The sequence below is a fragment of the Streptomyces sp. NPDC087901 genome, from assembly GCF_044742205.1.
Lineage (GTDB): Bacteria > Actinomycetota > Actinomycetes > Streptomycetales > Streptomycetaceae > Streptomyces.
The window spans coordinates 695586-714474 of record NZ_JBIUUC010000004.1; the positions used below are offsets into that span (position 1 = coordinate 695586).

The following is an 18889-nucleotide window of genomic DNA, read 5'->3' on the forward strand; positions in this document are numbered from 1 at the left end:
TCCTGTGGAGAGCTGTAACCGAAGGAACACCCCGCGTGCACGTGCATCTGCCCATGCATCCGCTCATGCACAAGAAATTGAACACAGCTATGATCCGAGACAGTTGACACTTGCACTTTGCAACTCGGGGAGCGTCCTGTGGACCACGTGTACAACGGCATGGCGGCCACAGAGCTTCGCGGAGTCGTTTGGCAGAAGAGCAGGCACAGCAACTCCCAGGGATCCTGCGTGGAGTTCGCGAAGCTGCCCGGCGGCGACGTGGCGATGCGCAATTCGCGTCACCCCGACGGGCCGGCACTGGTCTATACGCCCGCGGAGATAGAGGCCCTGCTGCTCGGCGTGAAGGACGGCGAGTTCGACCACCTCATAGCGGAGGCCTGAGCAGCGTCATCGCGGAGATCTGAGCGTCCGTTACCGCGGAGGCCTGAGTGCCGTCTGCCGGGGCGTCGGTCTTCGGCGGCGCGGTGCACCCTCGTCCGTGTGCCGCTTGTTCGCCCATGCGTCACGCGGGTTCGGACAGCCGGAACAGCGCCCAGACGACCTTTCCGCGCGGTGGTCCGGCGACGGTGCTCTCCGTCGTCAGTACGGGTGAAGGGTGCCAGCCCCAGCAGTCACTGAAGGAATCCACGAGGAAGAGGCCACGGCCGGACTCCGCACAGTCCGCGGCCTCGGACGCGACGGGGCTCGCCTGGCTGGGGTCGCGCACGGCGCACACCAGTCGTGAGGTCCAGCGCATCAGGTGCAGCCGCACGGGCGGGTCCTGGGACTCGCGCGCGGTCTCGGAGGGCAGTGCGTGCCGCAGGGCGTTGGTGACCAGTTCGGAGACGACGAGTGCGACGTCGTCGAAGCGTTCGCTCAGACCCCAGCCGCTCAGCGTCGCCCGGGTGAACTGCCTTGCTCCGCCCACGGCTTCGTAGCGGGCGGGCAAGGGGCAGGTGGCAGACCCCGAGACGGCGGAGGGATCGATGGGGGGGAGCCCCTGTCGTAAGGGCTCGAGCATCGTCGATCCATTCGTCCCCATGCGAGGCACTCCCGGGATTCGCGGCTGTATCGGTACTGCGGGTACACGGGTACAGCGGCACAACACGAACGAGCACGCAGGTGCGCGAGGCCCATGGTTCCGAATGCGCAGAGCAGATGCAAGGGCAGATGCACGTGCACGCGCCTGACCTGTCCGATACCGTGCCGGTTCTTGGTCATTTCTTCCTGTACGGAGTTTCGGGACCTCGGGGAAGTCTTCCCATTTCCGTAATCGAATGTGTACGGGCTGAAGCATTTTGATGGCAGAATCCGGCTCTTGGGGTTCGGGGGACCCCGTGTCCAGGAAGCGATGGGGAGGGCTGGACCGGTGGCGGCAGGCGAGTCGAGTGGATCCGTGGTGCGGCGCATCCTGCTGGGTTCACAACTCAGGCGACTGCGGGACTCCCGTGGCATCACCCGTGAGGTGGCCGGCTACTCCATCCGGGCTTCCGAATCGAAGATCAGCCGCATGGAGTTGGGACGGGTGAGCTTCAAGGCCAGGGACGTCGAGGACCTGCTCACGCTCTACGGAGTCACGGACGAGGCGGAGCGCGACTCCCTGCTCGGACTGGCCCGTGAGGCCAACGTGGCGGGATGGTGGCACAGTTACGGGGACGTGCTGCCCGGCTGGTTCCAGACGTACATCGGTCTGGAGGGTGCGGCCTCGCTCATCCGGATCTACGAAGTCCAGTTCGTCCACGGCCTGTTGCAGACCGAGGACTACGCGCACGCGGTCGTCTCGCGGGGCATGCGCGGCGCCCCTGCCGCCGAGATCGACCGCCGGGTCGCGCTGCGCCTGGCGAGGCAGAAGGCCCTCGTCTCCGAACGGGCCCCCCGATTTCACGCCGTACTGGACGAGGCGGCACTGCGCCGCCCCTACGGCGGGCGCGAAGTGATGCGCACCCAATTGCGGCATCTGATCGAAATGTCGGAACAGCCGAACATCACTCTCCAGGTGATGCCGTTCAGCTTTGGCGGGCACGCGGGCGAGAGCGGCTCCTTTACGATGCTGCGATTCCCGGAATCCGATCTGTCGGACATTGTCTATTTGGAGCAGCTGACAAGTGCGCTCTATCTGGACAAGGCCGAAGAAGTCGCCCAGTACGAAAAGGCGATGGTTCGGCTTCACGAAGACAGCCCGGGCCCGGAGGAGAGCCGCGATCTGCTCCGTGGGCTTCTCCAACTCTCCTGATATTTCAGTACGATGACGTGCCGACAGGAGTCTGCACCTGCAGTAAGGGATCGCATGTCCTTCTTCCACGAGCTGGCCGCGCAGTACATCGACGGTGAATGGCGCACCGGCACCGGCTCGTGGGACATCATCGATTTCAATCCCTACAACGGGGAAAAGCTCGCCGCCATCACCATCGCCACCGCGGACGAGGTCGACCGCGCCTACCGCGCGGCCGAGCGCGCCCAGCGGGACTGGGCCGCCACAAGTCCGTACGAGCGCCGAGGCGTTCTGGAGCGGGCCGTGCGGATCACGGAGGAAATGGCCGACGACATCGTCGAGGCGGTCATCGACGAACTGGGCGGCACCCGGGCGAAGGCGCTGTACGAGCTGAGCGCCGCCCAGGACTTCCTGCGCGAGGCGGCCCACCAGGCGCTGCACCCCGAGGGCCGGATCCTGCCCTCACCGGTGGACGGCAAGGAGAACCGCCTCTACCGGCTGCCGGTCGGCGTCATCGGCGTCATCAGCCCCTTCAACTTCCCCTTCCTGGTGACGATGAAGTCGGTCGCGCCGGCCCTGGCGCTCGGCAACGCGGTCGTCGTCAAGCCCAACCAGAACGCCCCGGTCACCGGCGGCGGGCTGATCGCCCGGATCTTCGAGAAGGCCGGGCTGCCGGCCGGGCTGCTCAACGTCGTCATCACCGACATAGCCGAGATAGGGGACGCGTTCATCGAGCACCCCGTCCCCAAGGTGATCTCCTTCGCGGGGTCGGACCGGGTGGGCCGCCATGTCGCGGCGACGGCGGGCGCGCTCTTCAAGCGCACCATTCTCGAACTCAGCGGCAACAGCGCCCTGGTGGTGCTCGATGACGCGGACATCGACTACGCCGTCGACTCCGCCGTCTTCAGCCGCTTCGTCTACCAGGGCCAGGTCTGCATGGCCGCCAACCGGATCCTGGTGGACCGCGCGATCGCCCCCGAGTTCACCGAGAAGTTCGTCGCCCGGGTGGCCGCGCTCCGGGCCGGTGACCCGCGTGACCCGGAGACGCAGATCGGCCCGGTCATCGACACCTTCCAGGCCGACGCGCTGACCGCCCTGGTCGACCAGGCGCTCGCGGAGGGAGCCACGGCGCTGGTCCGGGGCCGGACCCGCGGCAACCTCGTCGAGCCCACCGTGCTCACCGGGCTCCCGGAGGGCTCTCCGCTGCTCTCCCAGGAGATCTTCGGCCCGGTGGCCCTGCTGATGGAGTTCGACGGCGAGGAGGAGGCCGTACGGATCGCCGACGACAGCCCCTACGGGCTCAGCGGCGCCGTGCACACCGCCGACGCCGAGCGCGGGGTGCGCTTCGCCCAGCGGATCGACAGCGGCATGTTCCACGTCAACGACGCCACCGTCCAGGACGATCCGCTGGTCGCCTTCGGCGGCGAGAAGAAGTCCGGGACCGGCCGGCTGAACGGCGAGGCGACCGTAGAGGCGTTCACCACCCAGAAATGGATATCGATCCAGCACGGCCGGAGCCCTTTCCCGCTCTGACCGGCGCACCACTACTCTCGTCAAAGTTGAGTAGAGAGGTGGGTGGGATGTCCGCGATCCGGTTGTTGGTCCTCTGCGCCGTGCGGCAGCACGGCCGGGCGCACGGCTATCAGATCCGCAACGACCTGGAGTACTGGGGCGCGCACGAGTGGTCCCACGCCAAGCCGGGGTCGATCTATCACGCACTGAAGCAGATGGCGAAGCAGGGCGTCCTGCTCGCTCACGAGGTCGCCCCGAGCACGGTCGGCGGTCCGCCGCGCACCGAGTACGAGATCACCGAGCAGGGCGACGAGGAGTACTTCACGCTGCTGCGTGCGGCGCTGACCTCGTACGACCAGAAGCTGGACGTGCTGTCGGCCGGGCTGGGCGGGATCGTCGACCTGGAACGGGCCGAGGCGGTGGCCCTGCTCAAGGAGCGGGTGGCGGGCCTCGCCCGGTGGCGGACCTCGGTCACCGAGTACTACACGCCCGAGGCGGGGCCCGAGTCGATCGGTCACATCGGCGAGATCATGAACATGTGGGTGCACTCCGCGGACGCGGGTGCGGAGTGGACGCAGGGGCTGATCGAGCGCATCGAGGGTGGGGCGTACACCTTCGCGGGCGAGGGCGATCCGTTCGTCGGCGTGCTGGCCGAGGGCGAGAAGAACCCGTACGCGACCGGCTCCGCCGCCGACGAACGCTGACCGTTCCCTCCGGCTGACCGTTCCCTCCGGCCGACCGTTCCCTCCGGCTGACCGTTCCTTCTGTCGGACCCTTCCTTCCAGAGGTGGAAGGAGTCCTTTCTAGTGGTGGAACGAGGTTGCCGGGCCGTGCTCGGTGCTCAGCGGGTGCGACTGGCTGCGCAGCTCCGGCAGCAGCAGTCGCAGGTCCTCCAGCAGCAGCTCTGCCAGGTCCGAAGAGAAACCGTTGCGGCACACGATCCGGAGCACGGAGAGGTCCTCCCGGTTGGCCGGGAAGGTGTACGCGGGCACCAGCCAGCCGCGTTCGCGCAGCCGGCGTGACACGTCGAACACGTCGTACGCCGTCACCTCCGGCTTGGTGGTCAGGGCGAAGACGGGCAGTTCGTCGCCGCGGGTGAGCAGGCGGAAGTCGCCCAGTTCCTCGATCTTCTTCGCCAGTCCCGTCGCCACGTCCCGCGAGGCCTGCTGGACGGCCCGGTAGCCCTCCCGGCCCAGCCGCAGGAAGGTGTAGTACTGCGCCACGACCTGGGCGCCCGGCCGGGAGAAGTTCAGCGCGAAGGTCGGCATGTCGCCGCCCAGGTAGTTCACCCGGAAGACGAGCTCCTCGGGCAGTTCGGCGGGCGAGCGCCACAGCGCCCAGCCGACGCCCGGGTAGACCAGGCCGTACTTGTGCCCGGAGGTGTTGATCGAGGAGACCCGGGGGAGACGGAAGTCCCACACCAGGTCCTTGTCCAGGAACGGCGCCACCATCGCACCCGATGCCCCGTCGACGTGGACGGGGATGTCGAGGCCGGTGCGCTCCTGCAGGGCGTCGAGGGCGGCGCAGAGCTCGGCGATGGGTTCGTAGCTGCCGTCGAAGGTGGAGCCGAGGATGCCGACGACGCCGATGGTGTTCTCGTCGCAGAGATCTGCGGCGGCCTGCGGGTCGAGATGGAAGCGGTCGCCCTCCATCGGGACGAGGCGCGGCTCGACCTCCCAGAAGGCGCAGAACTTGTCCCAGCAGACCTGCACGTTGACGCCCATGACGAGGTTGGGCCGCGCGGTCGCCGGATAGCGGTCGGCGTTCTTGGCCGCCCAGCGGCGTTTGAGCGCCATGGCGGCCAGCATGCAGGCCTCGCTGGACCCGGTCGTCGAACAGCCGACGGCCGTGGCGGGGTCGGGGGCGTTCCAGAGGTCGGCGAGCATCGCCACGCAGCGCCGTTCCAGCTCGGCGGTGCGCGGGTACTCGTCCTTGTCGATCATGTTCTTGTCGCGGCACTCACCCATCAGCACACCCGCCTGGGGTTCCATCCAGGTGGTGACGAAGGTGGCGAGGTTGAGCCGCGAGTTGCCGTCGAGCATCAGCTCGTCATGGACGAGGCCGTAGGCGGTGGCGGGCGGCAGCGGTCCGTCCGGCAGCCTGTGCCGTGGCGGTGCGGACTCCATCCCGGCGGTCGGATCGGCCTCACCGAAGAACGGGTTGAGCGCGAGCCGGCGTCGTTCGTCGGACGGTTCACTGCGGTGTGCGGAGCCCTTGTGGAGCGGCATCGCTGACCTGCCCTTCTCGGTTCTCGGTGGCGCGAGGCCGTCTGAAACAGACGAATCAGACGATACGGTCATGGGTGGTGTTCGGCGCGCCGGACGGTCGGCTGCGGTGCCGCCCGCACGGGTTTCACCGCAGCGGCGTACCGTCCGCGTGCAGTTGCATCTGCGGTCGCCCGGTCACCAGCAGCCAGGCCGGCAGCGTGGCGACGCACAGGAGGGGGAGCAGGTTCATGTCGGCGGCCAGCACGGCCGCGGTGAACAGGCTCAGCCAGCCCTGCCGGGTGACGGCCAGCAGGACGCCCAGCACCCCGCACGTCACGGCGAGGGCCACCGGCACCCCGTCGGCCAGGGCGTGGGCGCACAGGCCGAGCGCGACGCCGGAGAACACCGCGGGGAAGATCCGGCCGCCCCGGAAGCCGCAGGTCGCCGCGATCACCAGGGCGGCGGTCTTCACCACGGCCATGACCGCGAACTCACCCGCCGACCAACCGCCCGGATCGGCGGCGAGCTCCTTCACCTCGTCGAGCCCCTTGAACAGGGTGAGGTGCCCGCCGAGGGCCCCGAGCAGGCCGAGCAGCAGCCCGCCCAGGGTCAGCGCCAGGACCGGATGCCGCAGGGCGCGGAAGGCGCGGTGCGTATACGGGAAGGCGTACACCGCCGCCAGTCCGAGCACAGCTCCCGCGGAGGCGATCACGCACGCGGAGAGCAGGTCGCCCCAGTCGGTGTGGGTGTAGTCGGGCAGCGACAGGTCGAAGCTGGGGTGGGCGGTCAGCGTCATGGTGAGCGCGCCCGCGGCCCCCGCGGCGAGCGGTCCGAAGAGCCGGTCCCAGAGGGCCCCCGGTTCGGCCCGGGAGGCGAGCGTCTCGGAGAGGATCAGGGCGGCGGCGACCGGGGTGCCGAAGAGCGCGCCGATGGTGCCCGCCGCGGCGAGCGCGACCCACAGCGCGGCGGGGGCGCCCGGGGCGAACCGGCGGCCGGCCCAGTAGACCAGCGCGATGTTGGCGGCGGTGATCGGATTCTCCGGACCGAGGCTGACGCCGCCCGCCAGGGTCAGCACCGTCACCGCCAGCAGCCCCGGCACCACCCCCGGCGCCAGCGGCGGGTCGACCAGCCCGGTGGTCGCCGGGTCGGGTCCGGCCCGGCCGGGCACCGCCCGGATGACCAGGCCGGTCACCAGGCCTGTCGCGGTGAGCATCACGATCATCCACAGCGAGGAGTACCGGCCGACCGAGAGCGCGTCGGGCAGCGTCTCCCAGAGGACGTCCTGAAGTGGCTCCGCGAGCAGGCTGACGCCGAGCAGAACCAGGGCGGAGACCACACCCACGGCCAGTGCGGGCACCATGAGCAGCAGCAGCCGGCGTGCGGGGGCCGGTTCGGCGGGGACGGCGGCGGAATCGGCAGCAGGTTCGGTGGCCATCGGCTCACCATAGTGATGCAAAAGGTTTATAACCCCTCAAATGGTGCAGCGCTTGAGGTGTTTCGAGCTTGCACCTCACGTCACGTCAGGGCCGAGGCTCGGACACGTACCCACCGCACGGAAGGAGTGGGGAGCCATGGAGCACTCCGTGGGACAGGTCGCCGGATACGCCGGAGTCACGGTGCGCACCCTGCACCACTACGACGGCATCGGACTGCTCTCGCCCGGTGGGCGCAGTCACGCGGGTCACCGGCGGTACGAGGACGCCGACCTCGACCGGCTGCAGCAGATCCTGTTCTACCGGGAGCTCGGCTTCCCGCTCGACGAGATCGCGGCACTGCTCGACGACCCGGACGCGGACCCGCAGGAGCACCTGCGCCGCCGGCACGCGCTGTTGTCGCACCGGATCGCCGAACTGCAGCGGATGGCCACAGCCGTCGAGACAGCCATGGAGGCACGGAAGATGGGCATCAACCTCACGCCCGAGGAGAAGTTCGAGGTCTTCGGGGACAAGGACCCGGAGCAGTACGCGGCGGAGGCCGAGCGCCGCTGGGGCGGCAGCGACACGTATGCCGAGTCGCAGCGCCGGGCCGCCCGCTACACCAAGGAGGACTGGCAGCGGATGAAGGCAGAGGTCGCCTCCTGGGGTGAGCGCTACAACGCGCTCATGGAGGCGGGTGAGCCGGCCGACGGTGAGCGGGCGATGGACCTCGCCGAGGCGCACCGGCTCCACATCACGACCTGGTTCTACGACTGCACGACGGAGATCCACCGGGGGCTCGGCGAGATGTACGTCGCCGATCCGCAGTTCAAGGCGTTCTACGAGTCCATGCGGCCGGGACTGGCCGAACACCTGCGCGACGCGATCGACGCCAACGCGGAGCGCCAGGAGTAGCCGGTGTGCGCTCACGGGGGCGGGGCGGTCAGGGGACGCCCCGCCCCCGTGGCGCTGCTCAGCTCCGGCTGATCACCGCGGCGGTCCCGTACGCGCAGACCTCCGTGCCCACGTCGGCCGCCTCGCTCACGTCGAACCGCATCATCAGCACCGCGTTGGCGCCGCGCGCCTTCGCCTGCTCGACCAGCCGTTCCATGGCCTGGTTGCGGGTCTCGACGAGCGTCTTGGTCAGCCCCTTCAGCTCGCCGCCGATCATGGACTTCAGCCCGGCGCCGATCTGGCTGCCCAGGTGGCGGGAGCGGACGGTCAGGCCGAACACCTCGCCGATGACCTGGGTCACCTGATGGCCGGGTACGTCATTGGTGGTGACGACCAGCACATCGGACTGTGCCGTCTGACCGCCGCCGTAATCGTCAATGCCCATGGGATGGCACCTCCTGGGGAAGAGTTTTGCCCTGGTTCATCCCATGTGCATCTCCACGGGGGCCAGTGGAACCCGGAAGCGCTTCAGGGCGTTGATAGCTTTGGGCGGCCACGCAGCCGCCATCGACCACATCCTGGAGTCCGGACCCTTGAATACGCTTGCGCTCGGACCCAGCTGGCTGGACCCGGACCATCTCATCGGGCAGTTCGGGCTGATCGGTGTGCTGGTCATCGTCTTCGCCGAGTCCGGGCTGCTGATCGGGTTCTTCCTGCCCGGCGACTCGCTGCTGTTCACCACGGGTCTGCTGGTGACGACGGACAAGCTGGACACCCCGCTGTGGCTGGTCTGTGTCCTGGTCGCCCTGGCGGCGATCATCGGCGACCAGGTGGGCTATCTCTTCGGCCGCAAGGTCGGCCCCTCGCTCTTCAACCGCCCGGACTCCCGCCTCTTCAAGCAGGAGAACGTCGAGAAGGCCCATGAGTTCTTCGAGAAGTACGGGCCGAAGTCGCTGATCCTGGCCCGCTTCGTGCCCATCGTGCGGACGTTCACGCCGATCATCGCCGGTGTCAGCCGGATGAACTACCGCTCGTTCATCACGTTCAACATCATCGGCGGAGTCCTCTGGGGCGTCGGGGTGACGCTCCTCGGTGCGGGGCTCGGCCGGATCGAGTTCGTGCACAAGAACATCGAGGCCATGCTGGTCCTGATCGTGCTGATCTCGGTCGTGCCGATCGGCATCGAGTTCCTGCGCGCCCGCAGCAAGTCGAAGAAGGAAGCGGTGTCGGGCGACGGCGAGGACCAGGGCCCGGCCGCCGGTGGCAGCTCGGCCGCGAGCCGCCGCGGCGGCCGTCACGCCAAGCGCTGAGGCCGGTCCCGAGGGGCCGCAGGTCCCCGCGTCAGAAGCCGCGCGTCCGCTTGGCCGCGCGGCGGTTCGCGCCGCCGACCGCCCCCGGCACCCGCATGAACAGCCGGGAGATCTCGCTTCCCAGGTTCACCCCGATCGCGATGGCCAGCGCCGTCGCCACGGCGGTCGACAGTGAGGCGAGCCCCCGGTCCAGCTCGTTCTGCGCGACGCCCAGCAGACCGAAGTACGTGGCGGAGCCGGGCAGCAGCGGGCCGATCGCAGCCGTGATGAACGGCAGCGACGAGGTGTAGCGGTAGCGCGAGAACAACTGCCCGAACAGCCCGACGAGACCGGCCGCGGCAGCGGTGGCCGCCACCGCGGAGAGGCCGCCCGTCCGGGCCATCGCCCCGTAGATGATCCAGGCCACGCCCCCGTTGAGGGTCACCGCCAGCACCGTGGCCCGCTCCTGCTGGAGCAGGATCGCGAAGGCCAGGGTCAGCACCATCGACGCCAGGATCTGCACCACCGGCCGGTCATGGGTGATGAACCGTGCCTCCGGGTCCAGCTCGGCACCCAGCTGAAGCCCCCCGTAGAGAGCCAGCAACACCCCGGCGACGATGGCGATGAAGAAGTACATGACCTCCAGCAGCCGCGCCGATGCGGTGATGTAGTAGCCGGTCAGGCCGTCCTGCACGCCCGCGACCAGCGCCCGTCCCGGCAGCAGCGCGAACAGTCCACCCGTGATCACCGCCGACGGCCGTACGTCCGACCAGTGGGTGAGGGTCAGCGCCACACCCATCGCGGCCGGCGGCATCGCCGCCACGACGAACTGGTAGAACTCCGGAAGCCCCCTCCCGGCACACAGCCAGGCCAGCCGGTCACCGAGCATGGCGCCGAGCGCCGCGATCAGGAACACCACGGGACCGCCGCCGACCAGCACCGATGCCGCGCCCGCCAGCCCGCCGGCGGCCAGCGTGAGTACCCAGCCGGGGTAGGGGTGCCGGTTCCGGCGGATCTCCGCAAGGCGCCGGTAGGCCTCCTCCAGCGAGATCTCGCCCTCTTCGGTGGTGATGTCGTCGATGAGCCGGAAGACCGCGGCCAGTCGGGTGTAGTCGGTGCCGCGGCGGCGTACGGTACGGCTCGCCGTCACAGGGTCCTCGACCAACGACGGCTGGTGCGAGATCGACAGCAGCGTGAAGGTGACGGTCGGCTCGCAGCGGTCGAGACCGTAGCTGCGGGTCACCGCGAACATCGCCGCCTCGACGTCCTCGGCGCCCTCACCGCCGGCGAGCAGCAGCTCCCCGATACGCAGGGTCAGGTCGAGCACGCGCGGCACCGCAGGGCCGGCGTCGTCGTGCTTCTGCACCGGTTCCGGTGCAGGGCGATCGGCGACCGGCATCCGCAGCATCGTGCGCATCCGGTCCTGCCAAGGGGCCTCCTTGGTCAGCCGGATCATCGGGATGCCGTGCGCGGGCGTGAAGGCGGGCGGGGAGTTCCGGGCGTCGTACGTGCGCGGCGGGGCGAAGGCGGAGCCGATCGTGTCCGAGCCGGAAGCGGAACCCGTTCCCGAGCCGGACGCGGGCCCCTGTGGCTCGGGTGCGAGACCGGACGGCAGGGAGAACTCGGACGTCGGATGGTCGTCGTCCGAAGGCGGGGCGGACTTGCCGACCCCGGCGGGCTGGGAGAAGGCGCTGCGCGCCTCGTCGGACTGGGGCTTCTGGTCATCGGGACCGCCCGGTTCCGCCACCACTCGACCTCGCTCTTCATCGGCTGCGCGTCCTCGGCTGCGCTCCTGCCCAGTATGGCCGCGCCCATGGGCGGTCATGCGAACGGGCGGCACACCCGTGAAGGTGTACCGCCCGGCAGCTGTTCAGAACCGCAAGCGGAACCTCAGTGCGCGCCGCCCTGCGCCTCGAGGCGCTTGTACGAGTTCTCGATCTCGGCCTCGGCCTCGACGCGGCCGACCCAGTCGGCGCCCTCGACGGACTTGCCGGGCTCCAGGTCCTTGTAGACCTCGAAGAAGTGCTGGATCTCCAGGCGGTCGAACTCCGACACGTGGTGGATGTCGCGCAGGTGCTCCACCCGGGGGTCGGAGGCCGGCACGCACAGCAGCTTGTCGTCGCCGCCGGCCTCGTCCGTCATACGGAACATGCCGATGGCGCGGCACTTGATGAGGCAGCCGGGGAACGTCGGCTCCTCCAGGATGACCAGCGCGTCCAGCGGGTCGCCGTCCTCGCCGAGGGTGTTCTCGACGAAACCGTAGTCCGCCGGGTAGCTGGTCGAGGTGAAGAGTCGACGGTCCAGGCGGATCCGACCGGTCTCGTGATCCACCTCGTACTTGTTCCGCGAACCCTTCGGGATCTCGATAACGACGTCGAACTCCACGGGTGGCTCCTCCATGATCAACACATACGACTGATGGTTAAGTGTCCCCCACGGAGATGTGTGCTCGCGAAAGGGGCTGTTCAACGGTGGCCGAGCCGGTGAAAAGACCGTCGATCAACCCGTTCTCCCGCGTTGACAGGACGGCCCTCACGGACCGCCTGGGCATGCGTAACGGACTGAGCAACCGGCAGTTCACGGCCGTTTCCGCCGTCCTGGGCCTGGCGCTCGCAGCCGGCGCCGTCCTTGCCGCCGGTCCCTGGGACTCGGGTCAGCGTAAGGCCGAGCATGACCGGGCGGCCTCCCAGGACCGCACAGGTGGCGCACATCACGAGCCCGCCGCACCCTCGGGGCCGGCCCCGGCGCCCAGCGCACCGGCCGTACTCGCGGCGCTGGGCACCGGCGCCGACCACTCCGCGCCGGACGCCGCGGTTGCCCCGGACGGAGCAGCGGACGCACTGAGTGCCGTGCTGGGCCCGCTGCTGAAGGACCCCGCGCTCGGCACCCGGCGCAGCGCCGTCGTCATCGACACCGCCACCGGCAAGCGGCTTTACGGGCTGGGGGCCGACGCCCCCATGACGCCCGCGTCCACCGTCAAGATCGCCACCACGGTCGCGGCCCTGACGGCGCTCGGCCCCGCCCACCGCATCCCCACGACCGTCCGGGCCTCCGGCGACCTGCGCACCGTGACGCTGGTCGGCGGCGGCGACCCCACCCTCGACCGGGCGGCCCTGCGCACCCTGGCCGCCGGCACGGCCCGCGCCCTCAAGGACGGCGGGGTCCGCTCGGTGCGGCTGCGGTACGACACCTCCGGTTACTCCGGGCCCGCACTCCACCCGATCGGCCCCAACGAGAACATCGCTCCCGTGAGCGCCCTGATGGTCGACGAAGGGCGGCTCGACGACACCTCCAGCGGACCCGCTCCGCGCAGCGGTGACCCGGCCCGCGACGCCGCGGACGCCTTCGGTGAACTGCTGGACGAGGCCGGGATCGCCACCGCCGACAGCCCGGCCCCCGGCCGGGCGGCCGCGAAGTCCCGGCTCGTGGCCCGGCATCTCTCCGTCCCGCTGTCCGCCCTCGTCGAGCGGGCGCTGACCAACAGCGACAACGACATCGCCGAGGCACTCGCCCGGCAGACCGCGCTCGCCACCGGTGAACCGGCCGACTTCAAGGGCGGCCGACGGGCCGTCACCACGCAGCTGAAGAAGCTGGGTCTGCCGTTGAAGGGTGTGGTCGTCGCCGACGGCAGCGGGCTCAACCGCAAGGACAAGGTCACCGCCGCCCTGCTCGCCGGGCTCCTGGCGCGCGCGGCCGACCAGGACCACCCGGAGCTGCGCCCCGTCCTCACGGGGCTTCCGGTGGCCGGCTTCAGCGGCACGCTCAGCGGCCGTTACACCACGAAATCCGGCGGGACCGGGCTGATCCGGGCCAAGACGGGCACCCTCACGGGCGTCAACAGCCTCTCCGGCACGGTCGTCGACCCGCACGGCCGGCTGCTCGCGTTCGCCTTCCTCGCGTCGGGCACCACCGCCCCGTCCGAGGCCCAGTCGGCTCTCGACGCGCTCGCGACCGCTCTGGCCGCCGGCAGACGCTGAGAGGCTCAACACCGCCCCCCATTTGCCGGTCGCTCCAAGGGCCGAGCACGTACGGTTGACGCATGACGAGCGTCGGTGGTGCCGGGATGGTCGACTGGAATCTCGCGGTCGCGACTGCGACCCGGCTTGTACGGCCGGGTCCCGAGATCAGCCGCGAGGAGGCTCGCGAGGTCGTCGCGGAGCTGCGCAGGCATGCCAAGGCGGCGGAGGAGCACGTCCGTTCCTTCACCCGGATGATCCCGGAAGGGACCGAGCCTGAGGACACCCCGGTCCTGGTCGTCGACCGGGCGGGCTGGATCAAGGCGAACGTCGCGGGGTTCCGGGAACTGCTCCGCCCCCTCCTGGAGAAGATGGAGGAGCGGCGCGGCGGCGGTACGGGCGGCGCGGTGCTCGGCGCGGTCGGCTCCAAGGTCACCGGTGTGGAGGTGGGGATGCTGCTGTCGTTCCTGGCCTCCCGGGTCCTCGGACAGTACGAGACGTTCGCCCCCGCCACCCGCGAGCTCCCGGCCTCGGCCGACGGAGGCGGCAGGCTCCTGCTGGTCGCCCCGAACATCGTCCACGTCGAGCGGGAGCTGGAGGTCGACCCGCACGACTTCCGTCTCTGGGTCGCCCTCCACGAGGAGACGCACCGCACGCAGTTCACCGCGGTGCCCTGGCTCCGCGACCATCTGCAGGGCGAGATCCAGTCATTTCTCGACGAGACCGACGTCGACCCGATGACGGTGCTCGAACGGCTCCGCGAGGCCGCCCAGTCGCTGGCCGGTGGCCGGCCCGAGGGCGAGGAGGGCGAGGACGGCGGCCGCAGCCTCGTCGAAATCGTTCAGACGCCCGCCCAGCGGGAGATCCTCGGCCGGCTCACCGCGGTGATGTCCCTGCTGGAAGGGCATGCCGACTACGTGATGGACGGTGTCGGCCCCGAGGTGGTGTCCTCCGTCGGCGAGATCCGGGAGAAGTTCCAGCAGCGCAGGGCGCGCGGCGCGAGCCGTCTCGACCTCGCGCTGCGCAAGCTCCTGGGGCTCGACGCCAAGCTGCGCCAGTACCGGGACGGCGAGCGGTTCGTGCGCGCCGTGGTCGACGAGGTCGGCATGGACGGCTTCAACCGGGTCTGGACCTCGCCCAACACCCTCCCGACCAAGGCGGAAATCGCCAAACCGGAGGACTGGATCGCGCGGGTGCACCGTAAGGCAGAGTCATGATCGCGGCCCGTGCGCAGGGCGGGGACCCGAGGGCAACGCACCGGTAATCACCCATCCGAGGGACCGTAGGGGCATGGGAAGGCGTGCAATGCTCGATGAACGGCATTGCTCTGTCACCATCGACGCACTCTGAGTCACGGCACTTTTCTCCGTCCCGGCACTCGGAGGCACCTCTCCAGACCTTCACGAAGGGCACCGGACATGGGTCCCCATCCTGCGGTCGCGGCGATACGCCTGGCGGTCCGCCGCGTACTCCACGACGTACTCACCGAATTCGCCGATCAGACCGAACGCACCGGGCACGCACCGCACCCCGAGCTCGCCGAAGCCGGGTCGGGCAGGCGGCGTCCCGCGCTTCCCGAACGCACCGATACCCCCCTGGTGCTGGTCGCATGCTCAGGCGGCGCCGATTCCATGGCGCTCGCCTCCGCCCTCGCCTTCGAGGCCCGCAAACTCGCCGTCCGGGCCGGCGGCATCACCGTCGACCACGGCCTCCAGAGCGGCTCCGACACCCGCGCCATCGAGGTCGTCGCCCGCCTCACCGCCATGGACCTCGACCCGGTCGAGGCCGTCGCGGTGCGCGTCGGCCACGACGGCGGACCCGAGGCCGCCGCCCGCGACGCCCGCTACGCGGCCCTGGACGCCGCCGCCGAACGTCACGGCGCCGCAGCCGTCCTGCTCGGCCACACCCGCGACGACCAGGCGGAGACGGTGCTGCTGGGCCTCGCCCGCGGCTCCGGCATCCGTTCCCTCTCCGGCATGGCCGCCGCGTCCGGGCCGGCGGGCCGCTACCGCCGGCCCTTCCTCCAGCTCGACCGGCAGACCGCCCGCACGGCCTGTCTGGCCCAGTCCCTGCCCGTCTGGGACGACCCGCACAACATCGACCCCGCCTACACCCGCTCCCGGCTGCGCCACGAGGGCCTGCCCGCCCTGGAGAAGGCGCTGGGCAAGGGAGTCGTCGAGGCGCTGGCCCGTACGGCGCAGCTCTCCCGCGACGACGCCGACGCCCTGGACACCTGGGCCGCCGAGGCCGGACGTGACGTTCGCGACGATGCGGGCCGGCTGGAGTGCGCCAAACTGCACGCGCTGCCGTCCGCCGTCCGCCGCCGCGTCCTGCGCCGGGCGGCCATAGAGGCGGGTTCCCCGGCCGGTTCCCTCTTCGCCCGGCACATCGAGGAAGTCGACCGTCTCATCACCGGCTGGCGCGGCCAGCAGGCCATCAACCTCCCCGGCCGCGTCGAAGCCCTGCGCCAGGGTGGCAGACTGGTGATTCGGCAGAGCTGACGCACAAGCGGCTGACATGCAGGCGAGCGGCCGCGCAGGTCCGGGACACCATCCCGGACCCGGCAGGCAAAGAAAGAGACGCGGGTGAACGAGAAGGACATGGGCACCGACCTTCAGTCGGTGCTCCTCACCAAGGAAGAGATCGACGCGAAGCTCGTCGAACTGGCCGCGAAGGTCGACGCGGAGTACGCGGGCAGGGACCTGCTCCTCGTCGGAGTCCTCAAGGGCGCGGTGATGGTCATGGCGGACCTGGCGCGCGCGCTGTCCACCCCGGTCACCATGGACTGGATGGCCGTCTCGTCGTACGGCGCGGGCACCCAGTCCTCCGGTGTCGTCCGGATCCTCAAGGACCTGGACACCGACATCAAGGGCAAGCACGTCCTGATCGTCGAGGACATCATCGACTCGGGTCTGACCCTGTCCTGGCTGATGTCGAACCTGGGCTCGCGCGAGCCCGCATCGCTGGAGATCTGCACCCTGCTGCGCAAGCCGGACGCGGCGAAGGTCGCGCTCGACTGCAAGTGGGTCGGCTTCGACATCCCGAACGAGTTCGTCGTCGGCTACGGGCTGGACTACGCGGAGAAGTACCGCAACCTCCCCTTCGTCGGCACCCTCGCCCCGCACGTCTACGGAGGCTGACCGCGGCGCGGCGCAGCCCGCGCCGACTCCGGGAACCCTCATCGTTCTCCCGCCGTTGAGCCTTCGAAGGCGGGTTTGACAGACTTGCCGGGCGGTCGTCGGTGACAATGCCGGTGTACCGTCCGAAGAACAGTCTTAACTCACAGCAGCATTTACCTACGGGCAGGAGGAACGGGGCGACTTCGCTCCGTATGGATGGACGTGAAGCGATACTTCCGTGGGCCGGTCATGTGGATCGTGCTGGCCGTCCTCGCCGTGGTCGTGGTGATGAATGTCGTCGGTTCTGGCGGCGGCTACAAGACAGTGGACACCGGCGAGGTAATCCAGGCGATCAGTAAGAACCAGGTGGAGCAGGCCGAGCTGACCACCGGTGACGATCACATCATCAAGATCGAGCTGAAGGACAACCAGAAACTCTCCGGCGAGTCCGGCAGCAAGTCCGGCAGTAAGTTCCAGGCGAGCTACATCGGCGACCAGGGCGTCCAGCTCGCCGACATGCTGCAGAAGAAGTTCGAGAGCGGTGACATCGAGAAGGGTTACACCGTCTCGCCGTCGAAGCAGTCCCCGTTCGTCTCGATCCTCTTCTCGCTGCTGCCGTTCGTCCTCATCGTGGTCGTCTTCCTGTTTCTGATGAACCAGATGCAGGGTGGCGGCTCCAAGGTCATGCAGTTCGGCAAGTCCAAGGCCAAGCTGATCACCAAGGACACCCCCAAGACGACGTTCGCCGATGTGGCGGGGTCGGACGAGGCGGTCGAGGAGCTCCACGAGATCAAGGAGTTCCTCCAGGAGCCGGCGAAGTTCCAGGCCGTCGGCGCCAAGATCCCCAAGGGTGTTCTGCTGTACGGGCCTCCCGGTACGGGCAAGACGCTGCTCGCACGCGCCGTCGCCGGCGAAGCGGGCGTCCCGTTCTACTCGATCTCCGGTTCCGACTTCGTCGAGATGTTCGTCGGTGTCGGCGCCTCCCGTGTGCGTGACCTCTTCGAGCAGGCCAAGGCGAACGCCCCGGCGATCGTCTTCGTCGACGAGATCGACGCTGTCGGCCGGCACCGTGGTGCCGGTATGGGCGGCGGTCACGACGAGCGCGAGCAGACGCTGAACCAGCTGCTCGTGGAGATGGACGGCTTCGACGTGAAGGGCGGCGTCATCCTGATCGCCGCCACGAACCGTCCGGACATCCTCGACCCGGCGCTGCTGCGTCCGGGCCGTTTCGACCGGCAGATCGCGGTCGACCGGCCGGACATGCTGGGCCGTCTGGAGATCCTCAAGGTCCACCAGAAGGGCAAGCCGGTCGCGCCGGACGTCGATCTCGGCGCCGTCGCCCGTCGTACGCCCGGCTTCACCGGTGCCGACCTGTCGAACGTGCTGAACGAGGCCGCGCTCCTCACCGCGCGCGGCAATCTGAAGCTGATCGACAACAACATGCTCGACGAGGCCATCGACCGCGTCGTGGCGGGTCCGCAGAAGCGGACCCGGATCATGTCCGAGAAGGAGAAGAAGATCACCGCGTACCACGAGGGCGGACACGCCCTGGTCGCGGCGGCTTCACCTCAGGCGGACCCGGTCCACAAGATCACGATCCTCTCCCGCGGCCGCGCCCTCGGTTACACGATGGTGCTCCCGGAGGAGGACAAGTACTCCACGACGCGCAACGAGATGCTCGACCAGCTGGCTTACATGCTGGGCGGGCGCGCGGCCGAGGAGCTGGTCTTCCACGACCCGACGACCGGCGCTGCGAACGACATCGAGAAGGCCACGACAACGGCCCGCGCGATGGTCACGCAGTACGGCATGACGGAGCGCCTCGGCGCGATCAAGTTCGGTGGCGACAACACCGAGCCGTTCGTGGGCCGTGAGATGGGTCACCAGCGCGACTACTCGGAAGAGGTCGCCGCGCTGGTCGACGAAGAGGTCAAGAAGCTCATCGAGACCGCGCACAACGATGCGTGGGAGATCCTCGTCGAGAACCGCGACGTTCTGGACGCCCTGGTTCTCCAGCTCCTTGAGAAGGAGACCCTCGGCAAGGCGGAGATCGCCGAGATCTTCGCTCCGATCGTCAAGCGCCCGGCACGTCCGGCGTGGACCGGCTCCGCCCGGCGCACGCCGTCCACCCGGCCGCCGGTGCTCTCCCCGAAGGAGCTCGCCCTCACCAACGGCGCCACCACGGCGAACGGCTCGGTCACGGACTCGGTTCCGGCGACCGAGGCGATCCCCGAGGAGCGTCCCGAGAGCTAGACACCGACCCCGGTGTGGCCCCTGTCACGGGGGCTTCACCGGGCCCGGAATGG

General features: G+C 69.5%; 17 protein-coding genes. 11 read left to right on the forward strand and 6 right to left on the reverse strand.

Going from position 1 to position 18889, the window contains the following annotated elements; genetic code table 11:
* The first annotated feature begins 138 nt into the window (after positions 1–138).
* Positions 139–381 (forward strand): DUF397 domain-containing protein, encoded by a 243-nt coding sequence (locus tag ACIOEW_RS16800; RefSeq protein WP_362553137.1) that lies wholly within the window; start codon positions 139–141, stop codon positions 379–381.
* A gap of 121 nt (positions 382–502) precedes the next feature.
* Here the strand turns inward: ACIOEW_RS16800 and ACIOEW_RS16805 are convergent, their stop codons facing one another.
* Complete coding sequence (locus ACIOEW_RS16805) at positions 503–1000, reverse strand: ATP-binding protein (protein WP_401964469.1); 498 nt, start codon at positions 998–1000, stop codon at positions 503–505.
* A 330-nt stretch (positions 1001–1330) separates the two neighbouring features.
* Between ACIOEW_RS16805 and ACIOEW_RS16810 the strand changes: the two genes are divergently transcribed.
* The 3 genes from ACIOEW_RS16810 to ACIOEW_RS16820 are packed head-to-tail and all read left to right on the forward strand — an operon-like array spanning position 1331 to position 4407.
* Entirely contained in the window at positions 1331–2212 is an 882-nt protein-coding gene (locus tag ACIOEW_RS16810) for a helix-turn-helix transcriptional regulator (protein ID WP_362553131.1), read from the forward strand.
* A 54-nt stretch (positions 2213–2266) separates the two neighbouring features.
* The gene (locus ACIOEW_RS16815; RefSeq protein WP_401964415.1) at positions 2267–3724 is read left to right on the forward strand and encodes an aldehyde dehydrogenase family protein; all 1458 of its coding nucleotides are present in this window, start codon (positions 2267–2269) and stop codon (positions 3722–3724) included.
* Positions 3725–3771: 47 nt separating this feature from the next.
* Positions 3772–4407, forward strand: a complete 636-nt coding sequence (locus ACIOEW_RS16820) for a PadR family transcriptional regulator (RefSeq protein WP_401964416.1) — start codon at positions 3772–3774, stop codon at positions 4405–4407.
* 99 nt (positions 4408–4506) lie between these two features.
* On the opposite strand, the gene ACIOEW_RS16825 is transcribed toward ACIOEW_RS16820, so the two are convergent.
* Both ACIOEW_RS16825 and ACIOEW_RS16830 read right to left on the reverse strand, forming a co-directional pair.
* The gene (locus tag ACIOEW_RS16825) at positions 4507–5931 is read right to left on the reverse strand and encodes a glutamate decarboxylase (RefSeq protein WP_401964417.1); all 1425 of its coding nucleotides are present in this window, start codon (positions 5929–5931) and stop codon (positions 4507–4509) included.
* Positions 5932–6055: 124 nt separating this feature from the next.
* Positions 6056–7345, reverse strand: a complete 1290-nt coding sequence (locus ACIOEW_RS16830; RefSeq protein ID WP_401964418.1) for an ion channel protein — start codon at positions 7343–7345, stop codon at positions 6056–6058.
* 136 nt (positions 7346–7481) lie between these two features.
* Between ACIOEW_RS16830 and ACIOEW_RS16835 the strand changes: the two genes are divergently transcribed.
* Entirely contained in the window at positions 7482–8240 is a 759-nt protein-coding gene (locus tag ACIOEW_RS16835; RefSeq protein WP_401964419.1) for a MerR family transcriptional regulator, read from the forward strand.
* A gap of 58 nt (positions 8241–8298) precedes the next feature.
* Here the strand turns inward: ACIOEW_RS16835 and ACIOEW_RS16840 are convergent, their stop codons facing one another.
* The gene (locus ACIOEW_RS16840; protein ID WP_362553113.1) at positions 8299–8664 is read right to left on the reverse strand and encodes a YbjQ family protein; all 366 of its coding nucleotides are present in this window, start codon (positions 8662–8664) and stop codon (positions 8299–8301) included.
* A 148-nt stretch (positions 8665–8812) separates the two neighbouring features.
* Here ACIOEW_RS16840 and ACIOEW_RS16845 point away from each other — a divergent pair, with 148 nt between their 5' ends.
* Positions 8813–9529 carry a VTT domain-containing protein gene (locus tag ACIOEW_RS16845; protein WP_362553111.1) on the forward strand — a complete coding sequence of 239 codons (717 nt, stop codon included), beginning with the start codon at positions 8813–8815 and terminating at the stop codon, positions 9527–9529.
* A gap of 31 nt (positions 9530–9560) precedes the next feature.
* On the opposite strand, the gene ACIOEW_RS16850 is transcribed toward ACIOEW_RS16845, so the two are convergent.
* Together ACIOEW_RS16850 and ACIOEW_RS16855 are read right to left on the reverse strand one after the other, a co-directional pair.
* On the reverse strand, positions 9561–11258 hold the full coding sequence (locus ACIOEW_RS16850; protein WP_362553108.1) for a threonine/serine exporter family protein: 1698 nt from the start codon (positions 11256–11258) through the stop codon (positions 9561–9563).
* Positions 11259–11398: 140 nt separating this feature from the next.
* A complete protein-coding gene (locus ACIOEW_RS16855) occupies positions 11399–11893 on the reverse strand; it encodes an inorganic diphosphatase (protein WP_123525235.1) in 495 nt (164 codons plus the stop codon).
* Between the two features lie 86 nt (positions 11894–11979).
* Here ACIOEW_RS16855 and dacB point away from each other — a divergent pair, with 86 nt between their 5' ends.
* The 5 genes from dacB (at position 11980) to ftsH (ending at position 18836) form a co-directional block, all read left to right on the forward strand.
* Positions 11980–13485, forward strand: a complete 1506-nt coding sequence (dacB, locus tag ACIOEW_RS16860) for a D-alanyl-D-alanine carboxypeptidase/D-alanyl-D-alanine-endopeptidase (RefSeq protein WP_401964420.1) — start codon at positions 11980–11982, stop codon at positions 13483–13485.
* A 62-nt stretch (positions 13486–13547) separates the two neighbouring features.
* Positions 13548–14681 (forward strand): zinc-dependent metalloprotease, encoded by a 1134-nt coding sequence (locus tag ACIOEW_RS16865; RefSeq protein ID WP_350998053.1) that lies wholly within the window; start codon positions 13548–13550, stop codon positions 14679–14681.
* A gap of 201 nt (positions 14682–14882) precedes the next feature.
* Positions 14883–15965 (forward strand): tRNA lysidine(34) synthetase TilS, encoded by a 1083-nt coding sequence (tilS, locus tag ACIOEW_RS16870; RefSeq protein WP_362553102.1) that lies wholly within the window; start codon positions 14883–14885, stop codon positions 15963–15965.
* Between the two features lie 99 nt (positions 15966–16064).
* Positions 16065–16604 (forward strand): hypoxanthine phosphoribosyltransferase, encoded by a 540-nt coding sequence (gene hpt, locus ACIOEW_RS16875; RefSeq protein ID WP_362553200.1) that lies wholly within the window; start codon positions 16065–16067, stop codon positions 16602–16604.
* A gap of 195 nt (positions 16605–16799) precedes the next feature.
* Positions 16800–18836 carry an ATP-dependent zinc metalloprotease FtsH gene (gene ftsH / locus ACIOEW_RS16880; protein WP_362553099.1) on the forward strand — a complete coding sequence of 679 codons (2037 nt, stop codon included), beginning with the start codon at positions 16800–16802 and terminating at the stop codon, positions 18834–18836.
* The last annotated feature ends 53 nt before the right edge of the window (positions 18837–18889 follow it).

Coding starts and splice junctions, on each gene's coding strand:
- ACIOEW_RS16815 (WP_401964415.1), top strand. CDS start 2,267: ATGTCCTTCTTCCACGAGCTGGCCGCGCAGTACATCGACGGTGAATGG.
- ACIOEW_RS16825 (WP_401964417.1), bottom strand. CDS start 5,931: ATGCCGCTCCACAAGGGCTCCGCACACCGCAGTGAACCGTCCGACGAA.
- ACIOEW_RS16830 (WP_401964418.1), bottom strand. CDS start 7,345: ATGGCCACCGAACCTGCTGCCGATTCCGCCGCCGTCCCCGCCGAACCG.
- hpt (WP_362553200.1), top strand. CDS start 16,065: ATGGGCACCGACCTTCAGTCGGTGCTCCTCACCAAGGAAGAGATCGAC.
- ACIOEW_RS16865 (WP_350998053.1), top strand. CDS start 13,548: ATGACGAGCGTCGGTGGTGCCGGGATGGTCGACTGGAATCTCGCGGTC.
- tilS (WP_362553102.1), top strand. CDS start 14,883: ATGGGTCCCCATCCTGCGGTCGCGGCGATACGCCTGGCGGTCCGCCGC.
- ACIOEW_RS16805 (WP_401964469.1), bottom strand. CDS start 1,000: ATGCTCGAGCCCTTACGACAGGGGCTCCCCCCCATCGATCCCTCCGCC.
- ACIOEW_RS16810 (WP_362553131.1), top strand. CDS start 1,331: ATGGGGAGGGCTGGACCGGTGGCGGCAGGCGAGTCGAGTGGATCCGTG.
- ftsH (WP_362553099.1), top strand. CDS start 16,800: ATGGACGTGAAGCGATACTTCCGTGGGCCGGTCATGTGGATCGTGCTG.
- ACIOEW_RS16835 (WP_401964419.1), top strand. CDS start 7,482: ATGGAGCACTCCGTGGGACAGGTCGCCGGATACGCCGGAGTCACGGTG.
- ACIOEW_RS16840 (WP_362553113.1), bottom strand. CDS start 8,664: ATGGGCATTGACGATTACGGCGGCGGTCAGACGGCACAGTCCGATGTG.
- ACIOEW_RS16820 (WP_401964416.1), top strand. CDS start 3,772: ATGTCCGCGATCCGGTTGTTGGTCCTCTGCGCCGTGCGGCAGCACGGC.